Origin of the sequence: Vibrio sp. Isolate33 (assembly GCF_022397895.1) — a bacterium.
GTDB lineage: Bacteria > Pseudomonadota > Gammaproteobacteria > Enterobacterales > Vibrionaceae > Vibrio > Vibrio pomeroyi.
Window position 1 is genome coordinate 297,830 of sequence record NZ_JAKEUP010000003.1, and the last position, 18,950, is coordinate 316,779.

An 18,950-nucleotide genomic window follows, 5' to 3' on the forward strand; every position below is an offset into this window, starting at 1 on the left:
TTAATAAGACATAATTAAGTGCGACGCGTTGTTATTAGCGTGTCGCTTTTTTACTCTCTTCAACCCTGCTGTTCATTTTGGTCGTCAAAAACAAACTCATTCCACCATCACCAATCAAACCAGAATAGGAACTGCTCCCTTCTGTTGTGAGATTAGCGCTACCTTATTACCCAACCCCAAGAAGCCAGCAAGAACTCGACTACATTGATGATTTTGATGCTTGGGCTGGAGGGTTTTAATATTCATTAAACTATGTCCGATAGACTATAAACCTCGATTTATTATCAATTAATTTTTGATAATAATTCAAACGTAGCGCGGTTTATCGTTTTGAATATTCCTACTATTATTTATCCATCGACACAGATGAGGGCTCAATAAACATAGACCCGCTCTTGAGCTAATAAGCCCTGTGACAAAGACCAACACCACTTCGGTGAATCAAATAATATAGGTAATGAACATGACTCAACTGACTATCATCGCAAACATCGTCGCTAACGAAGATAAAATTGAATTGGTTAAAGCAGAACTACTAAAACTGATTGATATCACTCGTGCGGAAGAGGGTTGCATCAACTATGACCTTCACCAAGACAATGAAAATCCAGCGCATTTCACTTTCTACGAAAACTGGATGTCTCGCGAACTTTGGCAAACACACATGGGTAATACTCACCTTGCTGAGTACATGGCTGCAACGGAAGGTTGTGTTGCGTCATTCACACTGAATGAGATGACGAAAATCGCTTAAGTAAAGTCCAATAACCTTTTACGAGTAAGTACGCTGACAAGCTATCGAGTAAGATTTGAAAGCCCCGCTGCACTTCAGCGGGGCTTTTTCATTTGAGCAACGTTTGTATAGCTCACCCAACATTACTCAATAACCACATCTGCTCGGCGATTCAATGCACGACCTTGTTTATCATGGTTTGAGGCGATAGGTTGGGTTTCTCCCAAGCTTTTTATTGTCAGGTTCTGGCTGGGTACGCCCTCTTTTTTAAGTACTTTCGCTGTTTGGTCAGCTCTTCTGAACCCTAGGCCTTGGTTGTATTCTTCAGTACCAATAGCATCGGTATGGCCTTCAACTACCAACTTCTGCTCCGCTTCGGCAACCCCCAAGCTAAAGTGTTCCAATGTTCGTTGAGCCATTGGAGTGATAGCGTCACTATCAAAGGCGAAGTTCACGCGCATCGCGACAGGTGACTGGTCATTGAGCATCGAAGGCGATGCAACAAAGCTGTTGCAATCACCTAAACGGCGGGTCTGCATCACCTTGTCCAATAATACTTGTTGTACGTGATTTCCATCCGGGTAAGCCTCCACAACCAAATAGCCTTGTCGGTGCGTACCTATGCCGGTCACAGCCCCAATATCCACTGCATGTTGAAACTCAATCACACCGGTATCGCAGTAATATTGTTGAGGCTCTGATTGCGCCGAAAATGCGGTGAGCACCAACGCAGTTGCAAGGCTCAATGTCGAATTCCTGTTCATAAGCACTCCTAATAAAGTTGGGTCACACCGTTACTTTTCGCCCCACGGCGAATAAGCTCTTCAATACTTTCTTTTAGTTGTTCAAGGTTCGTCACGTCAATGATGTCTTTTGAGTCGAGAACACAATCTTGATAACCACTCTGTTGAGAAGCCTGGAAATCAATTCCAATTACACCAATGAACAATCCAGGAATGAGTTCTCTCGCTTTGTCACACATGCCAGCATCAACTAAGCCACCAAAAATGCCGTTATTAGGGCTCTCCTGACCATCAGTTAAGACAAACAACATTTTTAGTTTGTTGTTATAATCCTCGATCTCATCCGGATCATTCGTCTCTGGTTTACCAACAGCAAGCAATTGAAACCCTCGCAACATGCCTTGAAATGCTGCAGTACTTCCCCCGGCTTTCATATCGTAAACACCGTAAGTACTGTGCGATGTGCCATCAACATTGACGCCAAGAAGTGAAATCAGATTATTAGTTAGAGCTATATTGTTAAATTGATCATCAGCACTCGATCCATAACCTTTGTAGAGCTCAACACCTTCGATTTGGTAATAAGTACGTTTTAATTTAGGCGTTTGTACTGGCAAATCGACTGTTACTTTATTTGTAAGTAGATGATCCACACTTGCTTGGTAGTCCACATAATCAGTGTTATCAGGATATTCATCATGGCTAGAAGTAAGAACATCGTACGCACGTATTATTCTGCCCTTTACTTTTCCTGACTTATTCAAGTCTTTATCATCACATTCAGATACGTCTTCTACACAGTCAATTAGATAGCTGAGCTCGTAATCTCGTATCGCGTTCCAGTTTACATTGAGGTATTTTTTGCTAGTTAAATCTACTGTAACGTCTCCTCGATACATCAACTGAGACGCTGCTACGGTGATTCCACTAACCACTTCTCTTGTTCTAATGTTAAATGGAACAATACCTATGCGGTTTGCCCACTCATTATCAGTGTCATCAAGGGAACAAACCGTACGGTTCTTTGTTTTTACAACCTCATGACATAACACAGTCTCAGCTAGTGACCGAACCGCGTCTTTCAGATCATTGATTTTACAACTACTGTAAGTGCAACTTTTTCTACTTCCCCAACGCCAATTCATAGACCCTGAAAAATCAGAAACAAGCATCAAATCAATATTATTATCACCAAGTAGTACTGGGTATTTTTTCGCTACCGATTGACCTGTGATGACTTGTGTTTCATCAAATGATGGTATGAATTGACTGGCAAACCAGGATTGATGCGTTGTACTCGCAGCAACGCGATACTGAATGTGCTCTGGTGTTTCCGTTGCTTCTATCCACTCTTGATGTTCCCACTCCGAAGTGATACCAATATCCTTCGCTCCGCGAACATAGGCCTTAACATAATCTGTTGCTAACTTGTTGGTTTCATTCTCGTCTCGATAGTCAGCAATAGTGACAGCAATAGCTGCAGCCTCTAATGAATCATTCAAGCGCGCCGATGTTTGGATGTATCTCGTCCCCTCTACCGATAAGAAGGTAAAGCCCATAACAGGAACTAAGGCCAACGCTAGCCAAATGGCTGCAACACCTTGTTGCTTTTTTCTCAAACTCAAATTTGCTTTCATCATTACCTCCCCGTCATCACAGATGTCGAAGATAATGTTAATGTCTCAGAAGAGCTGGTGAAGACGCCAAACCAAGACGGATAGGTTTCACATACTGTCACGCTGTACAGTGGATATATCACTCCATCTTCAACTGGGACCAAGTTCTTAAATGTCTCACTATCAATCTCTGGCACGTCGCAATTTACGGTTTGTAGCGCCTCGCTCTCAATGTCGCCTCTCAACTCTCCCTGAGTCAGAGATTGAATATTAATCATCACTGAATCAGCTTCTTGACCAAGTAGCCGTGCTGCCAGCTTTTGCATATCTTCCAGTTGCTGCTGTTGAACGTTTAGGTTTGTTCCATCTTGAACATCACCGTCGTAATAGCGAGTCCGCTCTTTAAGGATGTTCACCAGCGCAAATGATGTGCGGTCTAGCGCAGATTGCATAAGTAGTTTGTGGCTTAAATCTGTCGAAAAAAGGTAAATCAAACACAAGACCATCAGCACTAAAGCAAGCTCGACAGTAAAAGAACCTGTTTGTAAAAGTCGGCTATTCGTTTTCATTTGGCCACTCCTCATGTTCGAGGTTCAACACCATAGTTCGAGAGATAGGCATGCTGATCGATGTAAACAAGTGAGTCATCGGTGAAAAATCGTAACTTACCGTCAACTCTGCAAGACTATAATCAAAACTCTCAACCTCACTGCTTTCACCGCCAAAGCTGATGGACGTGGTACCCGCTACAAACGCGGTATAATCGTCATAATAAACACCGGTAATTGAAAACTTATCCGGTGCCACTAAAAAACTCCACAGCTGCCCACTTTGATTAATCAATGCATCAAACTGGTCTTGATAGAACTTGTGTATGTCACTAGGAACATTACTGTCATGCAGTTTGATCTTGGTATTTCTTATCGTTTCTCGCAGTGAGTAATCCACTAAATTAGTCACATATACCTGATAACTACTCTCAAAAATAATCAGGGTAGACAAAATCAAAACCATTGCGCCTAATGCAAACTCAACAGCAGTCACACCCCTTTGATGTTTCCGAAGACTCATTTTCATACGTCACTCCTTACGCCCTATTTGGTAAAGGATATGGTGAATATCTTCATCACTGTAATCGGCTTCGAGTAACGAACGGGCATCCTGATAACGACCGAGTTTTGATAACGCCAGTGCCAAGTTAGCATTGACGGTTTTGTTTTGGGGTTGCTGTTCAATAAGAGGCGCTAATATAGACACCACAGAGCGGTAGTCGGATTTCGCTAAATAGACAACAGCGAGGTTATTCTTGACTGTTGCTTCATCATACCCTTGCAATCGAGCTTGATTGAACGCTGTTGTTGCAGATTCAAAATGCTCTAATCGAGAGTACGAAATGCCGATCAAGTTGTGCACTTGCGCGCCCTTATTGCCCAACTCAATTGAATCAAAATAGTGGGACAACGCCTCTTCGTCATTCCCTATATCTGCCGCCACTTGTCCCATCAATTGAGCGACTTGCTGATTGGCATAACCATGTTCACTGATATAACGGGTATAGAAACTCGCAGATTCAACATCACCAGTTTGATAATAGGCATGCGCAATCGCATCCATAGCTTCATAATCATCGGGATCCGTTTCCAAGCGTTGTCGATAATGTGCAATTACCCCTTGATAGTTACCAATACTCAGCATGTTTTGCATTGAGCTAGCTTGTTCATCAGGAGTAGATTGGCAGCCGACAAGAGAGGCGAATATCAGTTGGAGCGCCAATATACGGAATAATCGGTTCATTACTGGCCTCCCATTGCGTCCATAACTTGGATAATGCCCGGTGCTAAAATCAAAGCCACAATCGGCATCAGAATAAGCAAAATAAGTGGGACACTCATTTTTGAAGAGAGCTTGCCAACCTTCTCTTCAATCGTGAGTACTTGCATCTTGCGCATGTCTTCTGCCAAGTCCCCCAGCACTTGCGCGATTGAGGTACCGTAGTTCAAGTTTTGTAATATTGTCAGCACAAAGCTTTGCACGATATTGGTAGGCACTCTCTCAGAGAAGTCATTCAGCGCACGCTCAAGGCCAATCAGTTTCGCCGAGTCTGATGTGCGTTTAATTTGGTAGCAGAGATCCTTATCGAACGCCTCAAACTCTTGTCCCAAATAATCTAACGAGGCTTCGATTGTCATCCCGGTTTGCACACACACCGCCATCATATCTAGCAGATAAGGTAACTTTCCTGAGATCTTTCTGATCAGCAAAGCTTTGCGCATATTGAGTAGGATATCCGGCACAATGATGATTAACACCAACGCCATTGGCACCGCCATCATTCGCACCTGAACGGAAAGTTCGACAACAAACAGTATTGCGATGAAAACTAGCGCGACGGCGACTTTTAACGGAAAGTAGTACTTGGCGTAGTCTCGATGATACAGGCCAGCCTCAACCAATTTGACCTCTATCTCGCTGCGATAATGCTGTCCGAAACTGATGAAATAATTACCAATAAAAGAACCCATGGTTCGATGTGAACCTTGGACGTATTTCCCAATTCGTTCACGACGTTGTTGTTGGAAGTACAGCTCAAAGATTCCCCACAATACGGCGCCCAAAAAAAGAAGTATCGCAATGGTGCTATTCATAAGCTGACTCCTTTCACAAGCAACCAAACAATAAACAACCCCAATAACTCACTACCAATCACATAGATAATCACCCAATTACCAATAGGATGTTCCATCAGGATCTCTAAGTTGTGAGGGGCGATTTGGCTGATCAGTATAGTGAAACCAAGAGGAATGGCCGCGACGATCTTTGCAGAAACTCGAGCTTCGGAAGTCATCGACATTTTTTTCTTCTCAAGAGTTCGTGCGTCAACTAACACTCGAATCAATCGAGCGAGCACGTTCTTAAGTTGCCCCCCTCGGGCAAGGTTGGCTTTAAGCGTAAGTGTAAAGAACACAAACTCTGGGTAAGGGTAATGACGACAGGCGCGATCTAATACCACTTCTGGTGCCTCCCCCATTTTCAAGCGCTCACTCATGATCTTAAACTCATGGCCGATGGCGGTATCGATTTTCTCGCCAACGTAACCAATCGCATGCATTAAGCTATCACCCGCAGTCACTGCACTCATCAGCATATTCAATACATCAGGAAAGCTATTAGTAAACAACTTACGGCGACGATTAACCAAATATCGATAGCCTACAAACAGCAGCACCATCCACATGACGACAAACATCCAGAGCGAGCCAAATCGAGCAATTTCTGTCATCACATACCACAACATGAATGCCGTACCTAAAGTATATAAGGTGATGTAAAGTGCCGATCTTGGACCTAAAACATCGGCAACCAATCTGGCATCCGACATAAAACTCTGCCAACGCTTTCGATTCGTGAGTTCGTTAACATTGATGGCGTGCAAGTTCACCAAATCTCCACTGTCTTCGAAATCGAAGTACTGGTTAATTTTCTTTTTCTTGTCGCCTCTCATCATCAAAATAGCGATGGAGCCTAATATCAACGCAACCCAAAGCATAATTACCTCTCCCCTTTGAATGACTGCATCAACTCATCATACAAACCGTAAAAGTGAGCTTTTTTCACCAACTCTGAGCGTTGCATGATACCGCTAGTGACAAAATCACCGGTGACGGTGTCGCGATACTCACTATCATTGAAATCAAATCGGTAAATTTCTTCTAATACGACGTTGTCTCCCTCTAATCCAACAACCTCAGAGATGCTGGTGATTTTTCGCGAACCGTCTCTCAAACGGTTTATTTGAATGATAAGTTGGACCGCACTAACGATCGAACGGCGAATCGCATCAAGGGGTTGGTTCAGGTTCGCCATCATCACCATAGACTCAACACGAGCAATTGCATCACGCGGTGAATTGGCATGAAGTGTCGACATTGAGCCATCATGGCCTGTGTTCATGGCTTGGAGCATTTCAAACGCTTCACCACTACGACACTCACCCAAGATGATCCGATCAGGTCGCATACGCAGAGCATTAATAACAAGGTCTCGCTGAGTAACTGCACCTGTTCGCTCCACGCTTTCAGCACGAGTTTCCATACGCACTAAGTTCATTTGATGGAGTCGCAATTCAGCCGCATCCTCAATGGTCACGATGCGTTCATCATCCGCAACGTAATGAGACAATGCGTTGAGCAAAGTTGTTTTACCTGAACCTGTTCCTCCGGATATCAGCACATTCATTCGGCATCGAGCCGCTATCATCAATACTCGAGCCATATCTGATGACATGCTTCCGTAATTTACCAAGTCTTCAAAACCAATATTCTGTTCCCTGAACTTACGAATAGAGATGGATGTGCCATCAAGCACAATTGGAGGGATAACGATATTTACACGACTACCATCTTCCAAGCGCGCATCCACGGTAGGCGATAATTCATCGACTCGACGGCCGACACGCGAGGCGATACGCTTGGCTATTGCTAGCACCTGGTCTTCATTAACGAAGGTGATATCAGACTTTTGGATTCGCCCATTTCGTTCATAGAAAATACGCTCAGGTCCATTGACCATGATATCGGTGATGGACTGATCTTCGACTAAGGGCTGTAACGGACCAAGCCCAAAAATCTCATCGATCAAACTTTTCACCAAGCCCGCTTTCATCAAGCCCGTAATAGGTCGGCCATAGTTCGACACTAGCATCTCAACCGCATTACGAATCTGGCTTTCTAGCTCGTCTTGACTCATCTGCTGAGCCGCTTCCACATCCATGGCTTCAAAAATTTGGCTGCGAAATGCGAGGTACAATTCTTTATTTGAACTCATTTACGTGCCTTCTTTGTTAACCAATGTGAGAACAAACCATGCTCTACAGGTTGCCCCTGGATCAAACTAGCAAGGCTACAAATTGAATCTCGAATATGTCGGTCATGCTTATGTGCACTCTTACCATCGACAATGATGTGTGAAAGGTTGCTACAGTAGTCGAACAGCAAATCCACAGGTGTTCCCAAATAGTTCTCTAGCTCTTTAGAATGCAGCACAAAGGCTTTATGAGGGCGATGATGGTTCACAACGGTAAGCAAGCGCGTTTTACGAGATTGAGAAATACGTGCGTTTTGCAGTTTCTCTAGCAAGACTCTCGCATTACGTACAGAAGAAACCGATGCGTCGCTGACGACCACGACCACATCGTAGTTATCGATGAGTTCTTGAGGGATAACCTCAAAATCAACACTGCCCGAGAAATCTTCAATTACAAAGTTGGTCGAGCGAGAAAGCAGTTCATACAAGGTATTAGTATATTGCAGAACATCTTCTTGTTTCTTTTCGCTATCCAAGGCCAACAAGCGTAAGTTCTGACGAACTCGGATGAGATAACTTAAAGCGCCCTCTTCGTCCAACTCATGAATGGGTGCGGTAAACTCGTCGATGTTTTGGCGAGAAAAATCATCCAAGGAGAGCAAAACATCCATATTGCTGTGATTACCGTGGTGATCAACAACGATAGTGTCACTGCTTCGAATGGATAAGTACGACGCCAACTCACAACAAATGAACGACACCCCAAGCCCACCTTTTGCACCAACAACAGCAACACGCTTCGCTTTGCGGTGTTCGCTCACACCGGCAAACGATTTTAAGTTCTGCTCTACGTGCATTAAGAAGTCAGCCAAATCGGATTTACTAAAAGGCCAAAGCATGTAATAAAATCCAATATCACGAAGCGCCCGTATGGTAAAGATCGAGTCTTCTTTACCAATAACAATGATCCCTTTGTGAGTAGGGAGCTTGCTAGCAAAGCGTTTTGCATCTTCAACGACATCATTAGATTCACTGAGCTCAAAAAGAATGATTTCATCTTCTTCTTGTTCATCTATATGAGCGAGGTTAAAACGAAGTAACTTGGGTTCATCCCATCCTTCGAAGCGAAACACCTCTTGAACAAGATCTAAACACTCCTGAGTTTGGTAGATAAAGGTGCAGTGAATACCACTATTGTCCACTTTTTCTTGGAGAGTCGCTGATTGCGATTTACTACTTAGCGCCTTAGATAAATCAAACATTATTGACCTCCTATCAACCGCTGTTTATTCGCGACTTGCTTAATGCGTGCAGATTCTACGAAACAATTGATCTGCCCTGTTTTCTTAAACAACTCTATGGCCTGACACAACTCGGTATGGGCTGCTAACACCTTTGCTCTAATCGTGAGGTCAGCAATATTGTCTGGCGAGTAAATGTAATGAACACGCTTCGTCGCGCTCGATAACTCAGTCAATCCTTGCGTAGCCGCAGAAAATACTTGTTTGCTATTGTTATTTCGGTGCAACACCGTGTATTGGGCATATGGATCTTGCTGGTGAATTTTCTCAATTAATCTCGCAATCACTTTTTCTTGATCTTCATGTCCACGCAAATCAATATCAAACGAATGCCACTCTTCGTAGACCATGGCTTCTGCACCATTACCGGTGAAGTAACGTTCTGCAGAGCAACCACCAAGACTAACCAACAAAAGCATCAAACTGCATATTAGATAATTTCTCATTGGATGAATCCTCCTTCAGACAGCAAACGAATCGTCGCATCAGACTGCGGAGCCTTATGGTCATCCAACTCAATATTTAACCAGCGTGTCAGTGTGTTGGTTTTGTGGATATAAGGCATTTGGATTTCAGTAGAACGAATCGGCTTAACCAGGTTAACCGTCGCAACAATAATGAGCTCTGTCTTACGCCTTTCGGTGATGGCCTTACGAAATGCCGCGCCAATAATCGGAATGTCACCAATTAGTGGCGTTTTTTGCATCTCTTCATAGTCCGCACTGCTCATCAATCCACCCAGAATAAAGCTATCACCATCTCCTAGCTCAACCGTGGTCATAGCTCGTCTTGAAGCTAATTTGGGGACTTCAATACCAGCAGCGGTCACATAACCATCAACCTCGCTCACTTCCGGAAAGAGCTGCATGCGAATACGATCATCACTCTCTACTTTTGCGGTTAAGTCGAGGCGAATACCAAACTCTTTAAAGGTAATATTGACGTTGCTATTGGTTGAAACAATGACAGGTACTTCACCACCAACAAGGAAACTGGCGGATTCTCCGGACATCACGCTGAGATTAGGTTCAGCCAGAACCTGAGCGACTGAGTCGTTGCCAATAGCCGAGATAACACTAACAAGGTCTTCCGCCTCAAACTGATTGAAGACGAACTCACCCACATTAGAACCCACCGAACTCCAATCCACACCGATGGTTTCACCAAACGATTCGGTAACTTGAGCAATCGAAACTTTTACGTTTACCTGTCGTGTACCAGCCACTTCTAAACGCTCAATAATCCCTTCCCAAGTCATATTGCGCGCAAAGATCATGCTCTCCGGTTCTGACACAGATAACGTATCTGATTCAAACTCTAGCGTTTGTATTTCATTCCAACGCTCAACCTTTTCACGCCCCAATAACGTAGCGACCATGCGATAGATATCATCGCGCTGCTCTTCAGACTCAACCACACCACTGACCGCGACTTGAGGACCGACTGACTCTAACTTGATATCCAACTCAGGGTAGTAGAAGTCAATTTGACGGCGTACTTGGGTTAAGTTCAAATCGACAACTATTCGCTCAGATAACAGCACGTTCTCAGACACGCCATACACAAGCAATCGAGCTTGACCAATGCTATTGGCAAACACCACCACTGTGTTGTCGTTCATGACCTTGTAATCAGCCACGTCTGGGTTACTGATGAACACTTTGCCAATAGCTTCGTTCAACCGAATGTGCCTTGCATCATTCAGCGTGATATAGCGGTCACCACTCCATGCGCTAACACTGAATAGCAAAGCAAACAGCAGCGCCAACAAGGAAGAGTTTGCTCTTATAATTACTCTGTTTTCCATAACTAGAATCCTTCTGTGCTCGCTGTTTTGTTTGTTCCGCGATACTCTTCAATGCCGGTGTAATTGGTAATCACATTACGCACTTCCGCGTAAACAGGCTTTTTATAGGTTTGGCTTCGATACACTTCCATATGCATGGTGCGCTGCGCCAATGCTATGTTCGCTAACTGCTCTGGATGAATCTCAATCACCACAGTGCTGTAACCAGCTTTCGCTTCTTGACTCGGTTTAATGACCTTAGCGCTTGAGGTTTTACTTTCAGGATCGATATAGTCGATTGCTAGTACTTTGACGTGTTTTAGAAACAGCGAAGCTTTTACGCCATGAAACTCAGATGGGTGGTCGGCATTGTCTGCTAAATTACTGGAAGGTGAGCTCACAGTGAGAACATCGACAAACACGCCAGGGCGAATATAGTCTTCAACTAAATTCGTCGCGCTGACTTGCAGCGGATAGATGGTCATATCCTCAGAGATCAACAGGTCTATGTAACCAGCCCCTCCTTGCGGGGTTTGATATTCAGGAAGGATAATCTCGCCTTTGTTCAGGTCACGATTGAGTAAAGTTGAGGGTGAGAAATCAATCACCGTGTCTTCTTTGATGCCGTAAGAGAGTGCGTCTTTCAACACAAGCTGTTGCTTGGTGACATCCGACGTAGAAATCGGTTCGCCACGAGATAAGGAACGATTGAGCGACCAAACCGCGACGAATTGTTTAGTGACAGGTGCTGGTTGGTCAGCAGTGGTAGGAGACGCTTGTTGAGTCTGGGTTATCATGTCAATTAAACCATAACAACCGAAACCAAAGGCAAGCAACGCAATAAAAAGGACAATCCGCGATCTCATAAGTCGCCTCCATTCAACATCATTTAGAGATAGGGGTGACAGTGCTAAATCATATATAGTTCACCCAATGGCTAAAAATCATCACATAAAACCCAACACTGATTGCGACCCCATAAGGGATACCAGCATTGTATTGGCTATCATCTACTCCTCCATTCACGTTGGCTTTTATTCGTCGAACAAAGTTAAATAACAAATAAAAGCTGGCTAGGACTCCACCAGCTAACATGGTTAATAACAATGCACTTGGTAACAACTCCATCGGTAGGCTCAGTGACAGTACAGCAGCGTATTTAATGTCACCACCACCTAACAATCTAAATGAATAAACGATAACACCAGCTAATAGCACTATTGATGTTGTTGAAAAATATAAGCACCCTCCAAGAGAGAGAAGATAAACTTGTATGAACAATATTAACAATAGTGCTACCATCTTAATTATCCTGAACTTAATATCGATTAATGAGCAACAAGCACATACAGTCAGGAGAATAGTTAAATATAAAATCATCACATGATTAATAAGCTGTTGATAATGCGGTTTTGATGGCAGTAAAAGCAGTATCAAGGCTTTCTTTAATTCCTCCTGTACCATAAAATGCCGCGATCAAAACTGCTCCCATAGCCCCAGCAATCAACCCATATTCAATTGCAGTGACGCCACGTTCATCATTCTTAAAGGTGGTTAAAAAGGATTTTATTTTGCAATATAAGTTAGTCAACATAATGTGTACTCCTTGTGGTGGTGAACTTTACTATTAGTAATTAAATCTGTTGCTATAACTGTATACCTAAATAAAAATATGAACATTTTCACCATGATAAATTTTATCTATCAGCCATCTTATATAATTATCAACAATAAACGTTTAACGCTAAATATAATCATAACTCAGACTATATAAATTCAAATGTTTGATAAAAATCAAAATAACATCAAATAAACATAAAATAACTTATGTGAAATATGTCACAAATTTATCGCTATTTTAAGAAATTAAGGAATAAATAAAAATGAATCTATCACCAATATGGGTGAAGACAAATGTGCGACTTTTTAAGTAGTCTAAGAAGAGAACAACTGTCAGCCTTCCCTCATGTATCAATATAAGGATATATTATGCATCTCAGTTTTGAGCAATTATTGTCGTTCGTCACTATTGTCGATGAGGGTTCGTTTCGTGGAGCAGCCCGTAAGTTACATAAAAGTCAACCTACCATCAGTACAGCGATTCAAAGTCTAGAGTTAAACATAGGTTTTCCCTTGTTTAAGAGGGAGCAGAGGAAGGCGCTCTTAACGCACAAAGGGGCGCGCTTTTATGAAATGACAGCCCCCCTTATCACTGAATATCAGGCGTTGCTGCAGACTATGACGACAATGAATGAATCAGATCAAGTCGTATATCGTGTCGGTATTGATCCCCTACTTTCTAACCATACCGTTCGTCATGGAGTACACGAGTTTTCCAAAGCCTTTCCGGACACAAACCTCAAACTCGTAACTAGACCTAGTTCAGTACTAGGTGAGATGCTTGCCCATGGGGAACTCGATCTCGCGATTGCCAATCCCTACCATAAAAATATGTATGAATTTAGATTTACTGAGCTTTTTAACATCAACTTTTGGTGGGTTGCTCATAAAGCATTAATCTGTGATCAGGATGCAAGATTATTACTACTTGAAGGTTGCAAAGAAATTAATAATGCATCAATTATGAAACAACATCACATCTGGCAGTGTGAAGACCTCAATACCATTGTGAACCTTTGCTGCCAACAATCAGGCATCGCTCTACTTCCCGATTTTATCATCGAAGCATTGAATAATGAGCATCTTGTAAAGGTAAACAATCACCCCTATTTATTTGGCCGAAAAGTGACAACGGCTATCGTCAGCCAAGCGAATGAAAGTCAGAGTCGATACCATCAATGGTTCTGTGAACAACTGGCACCAAGGAAAGTTATTAGGATTGTGTAATACGTAAGCCAAATACCCCTTTTCTATCTATTGGTTAGGTACATTATAAATAAGTACTTAAATACTATTAGTTTTAAACTACCTCCTACATTTTTAGGGGAGAAGTTAATAGAAATTGATATCATTTGTAAAACTAGCATTTCCATATATTAAAATAGTACTCGTGATTTATATCAAAATTAGTAACCGTATAGGTAAGGGTTACTCCGTTCATATCGCTAGACATCTTCCATTGAGAAAAAGGGGTTCTCATGAGAAAAACGGCTTTGTTGCTTAAATCGATGGAACTAAATCAAAGCCTCATGTCTAAACCTCGTGACAAAACAACCAACTGGAAACAGTACAATAGAGCCTTGAACAACCGTCGTTCTCTAATCTTTTGGATTGATGAAGAAACAATAGCAACACAAACAAGGTAAGCGTGGTAGACCTCGCCGATTCAGCGACTTGGCGATCACTACCGCACTGATGGGAAACGCAGAGTATGGCGTAAGCTGCATATCGAAGTAGATACCAGCATCCACAAAATAGTCGCAGCAGAGCTGAGCTTATCCAACGTAACCGATGCCGAAGTGCTCCCCAATTTATTCAAGCAAACACGCCGTAAAATCATTGAGACATCTGGTGATAGCGCTTATCTCGCCACAAGAAGGGGCTGCCTTTTGGGAGCGAGGACACCCTCGTAATCTAGCGGTAGGTTGTCAGAAGCTCCACGGCTCTAACAAGAAGTGGAAAAAGCGGTTAAGGTAAAACAAGAACCAAAGTTACATGTTGCATTATAGCGATAATGGAAAGTTTTACAGCTCAACTTATATCTGATATTAGGGATATAGCATTGATTAACAATTATTTATAGTCAATTATAAAAAGTAAGGAATCGCATGTAATTTGATCTCAATCATTTAATTTATCACTTTGTTAAATTTTCTTTAAATTTCACCCAATAGGGTGATGATAGTAATCTAACAAAATGAATTAATATTAATACGTTCTATATCGATACAATTAAAAAAGTGTTGGCTACTGTATGGTTAAAAAAAACAATAACGAATTGACAGATCAAAATATCTCCTATCTTCCAAACGAACTGGAAATTGAAGTTCGTGAAGGACTAGAAAAAGTCGGAATTGAGCATGTTAGTCTTATCATTCTCTCTGAAGGTATGGACATAATCTTTGAAAATTTAGAAAGCCTTTCTAAACGAATATCCATCAGTAAAAGAATATCAGAAAACATCGAAAGTTATATTGATTCAACGCTATGCAATCAGAAAAACATCTTAAACTTTACCTACGACAATGTGCTAGAGAATCGAATATTTGATCATCAAAAACTATCAATAATCACCAAGCACCTAAGTAAATATTCTATTTTCTGTCCTCTAAACTATGAACATAAAATGGTTGCTATCTTTCACAGTGTAGAATCATTACCTGAGCATCAAACCAAGCAGTTAGAGCTTGTATCCAATATCATGGCTGCATGGTCTAACTCATGGGTTGCTCATAATACTATGATGCATTTCTGGAAAAAGTACTCAGAGCCCAAAAACATTGATATTACCTCTGCACTCACAAAGTCAGAGTTCAACGTTTTAGAGTTGTTAATAAAGGGTTTTACCGGGCCAGAGATATCTAGTATTCGAAATGTTTCAAAAGAAACGGTACGAACTCAAATCAAAAGTATTCTTCATAAAACTCACTGCCATAGTCAAAATCAACTGATATCACGATTCTCTCAGGCTCAATGGACTCTGAACTGTCACCATCGCGGAGTGTATTCTTGAAATAGCTAAACAATAACTTAAGTAGAGTATAATTTCATTTGCTTTAGACGAGAGAATAGGCAGTTATGAGTGTTCTTAACTTTCTTGTTATTAAAAGGAACATATTGATTTTTGGCATTAGCTTTCTAGTGTCGTGTCTCCATTATAACAGTATCAGTCGTGTAGTATATTCAATAGAGGTTGAGAAAAAGAAAAGAAAAGAGTTAATTTCAAATCTCATTGAGAATAATGTTGAATACAACCTCTCTATTTTCAAAGAGATTATTACTAGCTTTGAGGAAAATCCAATTTTAGAAAGTAAAACGTTATTCACAGGAAGGGTAGGACAAGCTCTTTTGCAAGAAGTCAAAAACCGCTTCACCTTAAATTATCACTTTGCAAAAATGCCTATTTCTAGTGCACGAAACATAATTCTTCATGACCGAAATAACCAGTTTTTCCTACTTTCAGGGGACCCTATTCGTGTTAGCTTCTCCTCTTCTTCACCGCTTAATTCTGAAGTCACTCCACAGCTGAAAGTAACCCCTATATCCCTACTTTCACTCAACTTGCACCAATTGGATACACAGAAAAATCGCTACTTCCACCTGATAAAAGTGCCTCTACCCGCACTCGATGGTAATGTGCTCGTCTTCGATGATGTGACAAGTTCAGTCATCCAGCTGAAAAATGAAATGCAGAGCCTTTTAGAGGTTCTATTGCTCATTCTTGCTAGCTATATTCTCTTGGCTACTTTTGCGCAGTATCAACACAATACAAATACCAAATTAACTTCTGACACTCTGACCGGCTTGAAAAATCGAACCTATCTACAATCAGCAAACGTTAGGATGAAGCATGAGCACCTAAAACACCCATGTATCTCGGTGATTGTTATCGACCTTGACCACTTTAAAGATATCAATGATCAGTATGGACATCCTACCGGAGATGAAATCCTCATCAGAGTAGCAAAGATTCTATCTGAAAATGTTCGCTGTAATGACGAGTGCTACCGCATCGGAGGCGATGAGTTCATTGTCATCGTTAAGTCTCAAACTCTTTCCGACACCAAAAAATTAGCAGAGAGACTAAGGGAAAGAATCGCTGAAGATGAGAAGCTTCGGATTATGTCAATGGGAGGAGTTTCAGCGTCATTAGGACTAGCAATATTATTACCTAACCAACCCGTCGAAGAAGTTGTTTCAATCGCAGATGAGATGCTTTACCAAGCTAAAAGACAAGGCCGAAACTTAGTGCAGAGCTACATTTAAACGCAGTTATTTCTGAACATAGCGCCTCTAGTTTGTATAAATGACCGCAAAGTCTACAAAACAAAGTCTATATTGTAATATTCTCAACTAAACATTATCTCAGCCAGTCATCAATTAACGGACTAGGCGCACGATACCCTTCATAGCCATTACTTTACATCGATTTATGAAACATTCCGATTTCAATCTAATTCCAATCTTCATTGCGGTCATGGAAGAACGAAATATCAGTGCTGCTGCACATCGTCTTAGCATTAGCCAATCAGCAGTGAGTCAAAGCATCCATAAGCTCAAGATACTATTTGATGATCCTCTTTTCTTTCGTGAAAGCCATGGTGTTTCACCCAGTAAGTTAGCAAAAAGCATTTACCCACACCTTGCCGACGCGATTCATCAAATTAGGCTCACCACTCCCCTTCTCTCTAACTTTAATCCTGAAACCAGTTCACGAAACTTCATGATCTCAACGGTGTCAGTCATCGGATTAAGTTTACTCCCTATCGTTTCCAACTTCATATTCAATCAAGCGCCCAATGTCACTGTAAATGTGGATTCAAATGCATCTAACTCGGATATGCAATCGCTACTCAGAAACCAATATGACATATCAATTGATATCGATTTTGGACAGTACTCAGGGCTTAAGTCCCAAGAGGTACTGAATGAGGAGTTATGCGTATTGTGCAGCAAGGATCACCCGCGCTTAACGACCTCTATCGTATCTGAAAACCAGTTTTTATTCGAAAAACATGTCGTGCACACCACGTCGAGCCAGAGGAAAACTTACTTACACGACAAAGGGTTGAGTTATGAAAAGATCCTAAGAGAACGTGATATCGTGTGGAGTGCTAACAGCATAGTGGAGATGATGAGTGTGATTGAAAATAGTCATCACATCAGTCTGTTCCCTAAACGATTACTCAGCAAATATCTAAAAAATTCAAACTTAAAGCTCATTCCTTGTGACTTCATTACCGAAAACATTAAGGTTGCTATGTTTTGGCATCCAGCACGACACAATGACGCCGGACATCGTTGGCTGAGGGAGATCGTATCTAAAGCCAATCATCACCTTGAGCTGGAGTTCAGTGATCCCGTCAGTGAATTAGGGACTTTAGAAATCCCTACTACAAATTCAGCCGAGGCTGTATGAAATCGATAAACGCGGAGATACGCTTGGATACCGATGACGACTTGTAGAACACCGCATTCACCAGTTCTCTGTCTGTGTGATTCAATTTCACTTTTTCCAATACAGGAACTAGCCGACCTTCCGAGATATCTTGCTGCACCATAAAGCCAGACAAACACGCAATGCCATTTCCTGCCAATACTAACTGCCTGATGGTTTCACCGCTGCTGGCTTTGACGTTTGGCTCAATATAATGGTGATTGGGCAACGGCCATTGATTAAGCACCTTATTATCCGAAAAACCGACCGTAAGATGACTGCTGAGATCGTCTGCCTTCTGTGGAATACCACGCTTCGCCAAATACTCTGGTGAAGCGACCATATACAACAAACTCTTACCCAATGGGCGTGCATGGAGTGTTGAATCGGCAAGCTTACCAATTCGTATCGCGACATCGGTGCGCTTTTCTAATAGATCAACAAAGCCTTCGTTTGAGGTTAGCTCGAGCTCGATATCTGGAAAAGCTTCATTAAATGATTGCACCAAAGGCACCAACTGATGAAATACAAAAGGGCTGGCTGCATCGACTCTTAATCGTCCTTTTGGCAGTTCACCGCGCGATACAATCTCCTCTTCAGCGCTCTGAATCATCTGCAAACCGAGACGAACAGAATCGACGAACTGACGTCCCTCTTCGGTTAGCTCGACACGCCTTGTGGTTCGGTTAAATATCGATACGCCCAATTGAGATTCAACCTTACTGACAGAGCGAGATACCTTCGCCACCTGAACATCCAACGCCTCTGCTGCCGCTGAAAAACCACCAGCATCAACCACGGTCAACACCATTTCCAAATCATCTGATCGCGTTAGCATAAGGATCCTTATCCACTCTCATCTTGGTTGAAGTTACTAGAGTGCTTAGTCGATTGAACGTTGTATCTGTTAA

Annotated in this window: 20 protein-coding genes and 1 pseudogene; 6 read left to right on the plus strand and 15 right to left on the minus strand. The window is 42.1% G+C overall.

Annotated features, from left to right (window positions below):
* Positions 1–463: 463 nt before the first annotated feature.
* Positions 464–754, plus strand: coding sequence for a putative quinol monooxygenase (locus L1D37_RS07955; RefSeq protein ID WP_239847493.1), 291 nt, complete (start codon positions 464–466; stop codon positions 752–754).
* A gap of 122 nt (positions 755–876) precedes the next feature.
* On the opposite strand, the gene L1D37_RS07960 is transcribed toward L1D37_RS07955, so the two are convergent.
* From L1D37_RS07960 to L1D37_RS08025, 14 genes are read right to left on the minus strand one after another with little or no spacing between them, the layout of a single operon-like run.
* Positions 877–1,497 carry an OmpA family protein gene (locus tag L1D37_RS07960; protein WP_239847494.1) on the minus strand — a complete coding sequence of 207 codons (621 nt, stop codon included), beginning with the start codon at positions 1,495–1,497 and terminating at the stop codon, positions 877–879.
* Between the two features lie 8 nt (positions 1,498–1,505).
* Positions 1,506–3,116: a TadE/TadG family type IV pilus assembly protein gene (locus L1D37_RS07965; protein ID WP_239847495.1), complete on the minus strand. Its 1,611-nt coding sequence runs from the start codon at positions 3,114–3,116 to the stop codon at positions 1,506–1,508.
* On the minus strand, positions 3,116–3,661 hold the full coding sequence (gene tadF, locus L1D37_RS07970; RefSeq protein WP_239847496.1) for a tight adherence pilus pseudopilin TadF: 546 nt from the start codon (positions 3,659–3,661) through the stop codon (positions 3,116–3,118). The genes L1D37_RS07965 and tadF overlap by 1 nt, the downstream gene beginning before the upstream one ends.
* On the minus strand, positions 3,648–4,169 hold the full coding sequence (locus L1D37_RS07975) for a TadE/TadG family type IV pilus assembly protein (protein WP_239847497.1): 522 nt from the start codon (positions 4,167–4,169) through the stop codon (positions 3,648–3,650). The genes tadF and L1D37_RS07975 overlap by 14 nt, the downstream gene beginning before the upstream one ends.
* A gap of 3 nt (positions 4,170–4,172) precedes the next feature.
* Positions 4,173–4,886 (minus strand): tetratricopeptide repeat protein, encoded by a 714-nt coding sequence (locus tag L1D37_RS07980; RefSeq protein WP_239847498.1) that lies wholly within the window; start codon positions 4,884–4,886, stop codon positions 4,173–4,175.
* Complete coding sequence (locus L1D37_RS07985; protein WP_239847499.1) at positions 4,886–5,737, minus strand: type II secretion system F family protein; 852 nt, start codon at positions 5,735–5,737, stop codon at positions 4,886–4,888. The genes L1D37_RS07980 and L1D37_RS07985 overlap by 1 nt, the downstream gene beginning before the upstream one ends.
* Positions 5,734–6,639, minus strand: a complete 906-nt coding sequence (locus L1D37_RS07990) for a type II secretion system F family protein (protein ID WP_239847500.1) — start codon at positions 6,637–6,639, stop codon at positions 5,734–5,736. Before L1D37_RS07990 ends, L1D37_RS07985 begins: the two co-directional genes overlap by 4 nt.
* Positions 6,640–6,641: 2 nt before the next feature.
* A complete protein-coding gene (locus L1D37_RS07995; RefSeq protein ID WP_239847501.1) occupies positions 6,642–7,916 on the minus strand; it encodes a CpaF family protein in 1,275 nt (424 codons plus the stop codon).
* Positions 7,913–9,157 carry a chromosome partitioning protein ParA gene (locus L1D37_RS08000; protein ID WP_239847502.1) on the minus strand — a complete coding sequence of 415 codons (1,245 nt, stop codon included), beginning with the start codon at positions 9,155–9,157 and terminating at the stop codon, positions 7,913–7,915. The genes L1D37_RS07995 and L1D37_RS08000 overlap by 4 nt, the downstream gene beginning before the upstream one ends.
* Positions 9,157–9,642: a hypothetical protein gene (locus L1D37_RS08005; RefSeq protein ID WP_239847503.1), complete on the minus strand. Its 486-nt coding sequence runs from the start codon at positions 9,640–9,642 to the stop codon at positions 9,157–9,159. The genes L1D37_RS08000 and L1D37_RS08005 overlap by 1 nt, the downstream gene beginning before the upstream one ends.
* On the minus strand, positions 9,639–11,003 hold the full coding sequence (locus tag L1D37_RS08010) for a pilus assembly protein N-terminal domain-containing protein (protein WP_239847504.1): 1,365 nt from the start codon (positions 11,001–11,003) through the stop codon (positions 9,639–9,641). Before L1D37_RS08010 ends, L1D37_RS08005 begins: the two co-directional genes overlap by 4 nt.
* 2 nt (positions 11,004–11,005) lie before the next feature.
* Positions 11,006–11,848, minus strand: coding sequence for a Flp pilus assembly protein CpaB (gene cpaB / locus L1D37_RS08015; RefSeq protein WP_239847505.1), 843 nt, complete (start codon positions 11,846–11,848; stop codon positions 11,006–11,008).
* A gap of 49 nt (positions 11,849–11,897) precedes the next feature.
* Entirely contained in the window at positions 11,898–12,446 is a 549-nt protein-coding gene (locus L1D37_RS08020; RefSeq protein WP_345779430.1) for a prepilin peptidase, read from the minus strand.
* The gene (locus L1D37_RS08025; protein WP_239847507.1) at positions 12,370–12,576 is read right to left on the minus strand and encodes a Flp family type IVb pilin; all 207 of its coding nucleotides are present in this window, start codon (positions 12,574–12,576) and stop codon (positions 12,370–12,372) included. Before L1D37_RS08025 ends, L1D37_RS08020 begins: the two co-directional genes overlap by 77 nt.
* Positions 12,577–12,971: 395 nt before the next feature.
* Between L1D37_RS08025 and L1D37_RS08030 the strand changes: the two genes are divergently transcribed.
* From L1D37_RS08030 to L1D37_RS08050, 5 genes and pseudogenes are all read left to right on the plus strand, one after another.
* Positions 12,972–13,829, plus strand: coding sequence for a LysR family transcriptional regulator (locus tag L1D37_RS08030; RefSeq protein WP_239847508.1), 858 nt, complete (start codon positions 12,972–12,974; stop codon positions 13,827–13,829).
* Positions 13,830–14,131: 302 nt separating this feature from the next.
* Positions 14,132–14,570 (plus strand): annotated as a pseudogene (locus tag L1D37_RS08035) (transposase); the annotation flags it as partial.
* Positions 14,571–14,856: 286 nt separating this feature from the next.
* Positions 14,857–15,615 carry a helix-turn-helix transcriptional regulator gene (locus L1D37_RS08040; protein WP_239847509.1) on the plus strand — a complete coding sequence of 253 codons (759 nt, stop codon included), beginning with the start codon at positions 14,857–14,859 and terminating at the stop codon, positions 15,613–15,615.
* Between the two features lie 65 nt (positions 15,616–15,680).
* Complete coding sequence (locus tag L1D37_RS08045) at positions 15,681–16,868, plus strand: GGDEF domain-containing protein (RefSeq protein WP_239847510.1); 1,188 nt, start codon at positions 15,681–15,683, stop codon at positions 16,866–16,868.
* Between the two features lie 166 nt (positions 16,869–17,034).
* Complete coding sequence (locus L1D37_RS08050) at positions 17,035–18,021, plus strand: LysR substrate-binding domain-containing protein (protein ID WP_239847511.1); 987 nt, start codon at positions 17,035–17,037, stop codon at positions 18,019–18,021.
* Here L1D37_RS08050 and L1D37_RS08055 read toward each other — a convergent pair.
* Positions 17,996–18,877 carry a LysR family transcriptional regulator gene (locus L1D37_RS08055; protein WP_239847512.1) on the minus strand — a complete coding sequence of 294 codons (882 nt, stop codon included), beginning with the start codon at positions 18,875–18,877 and terminating at the stop codon, positions 17,996–17,998. The genes L1D37_RS08050 and L1D37_RS08055 overlap by 26 nt on opposite strands.
* Positions 18,878–18,950 lie beyond the last annotated feature (73 nt).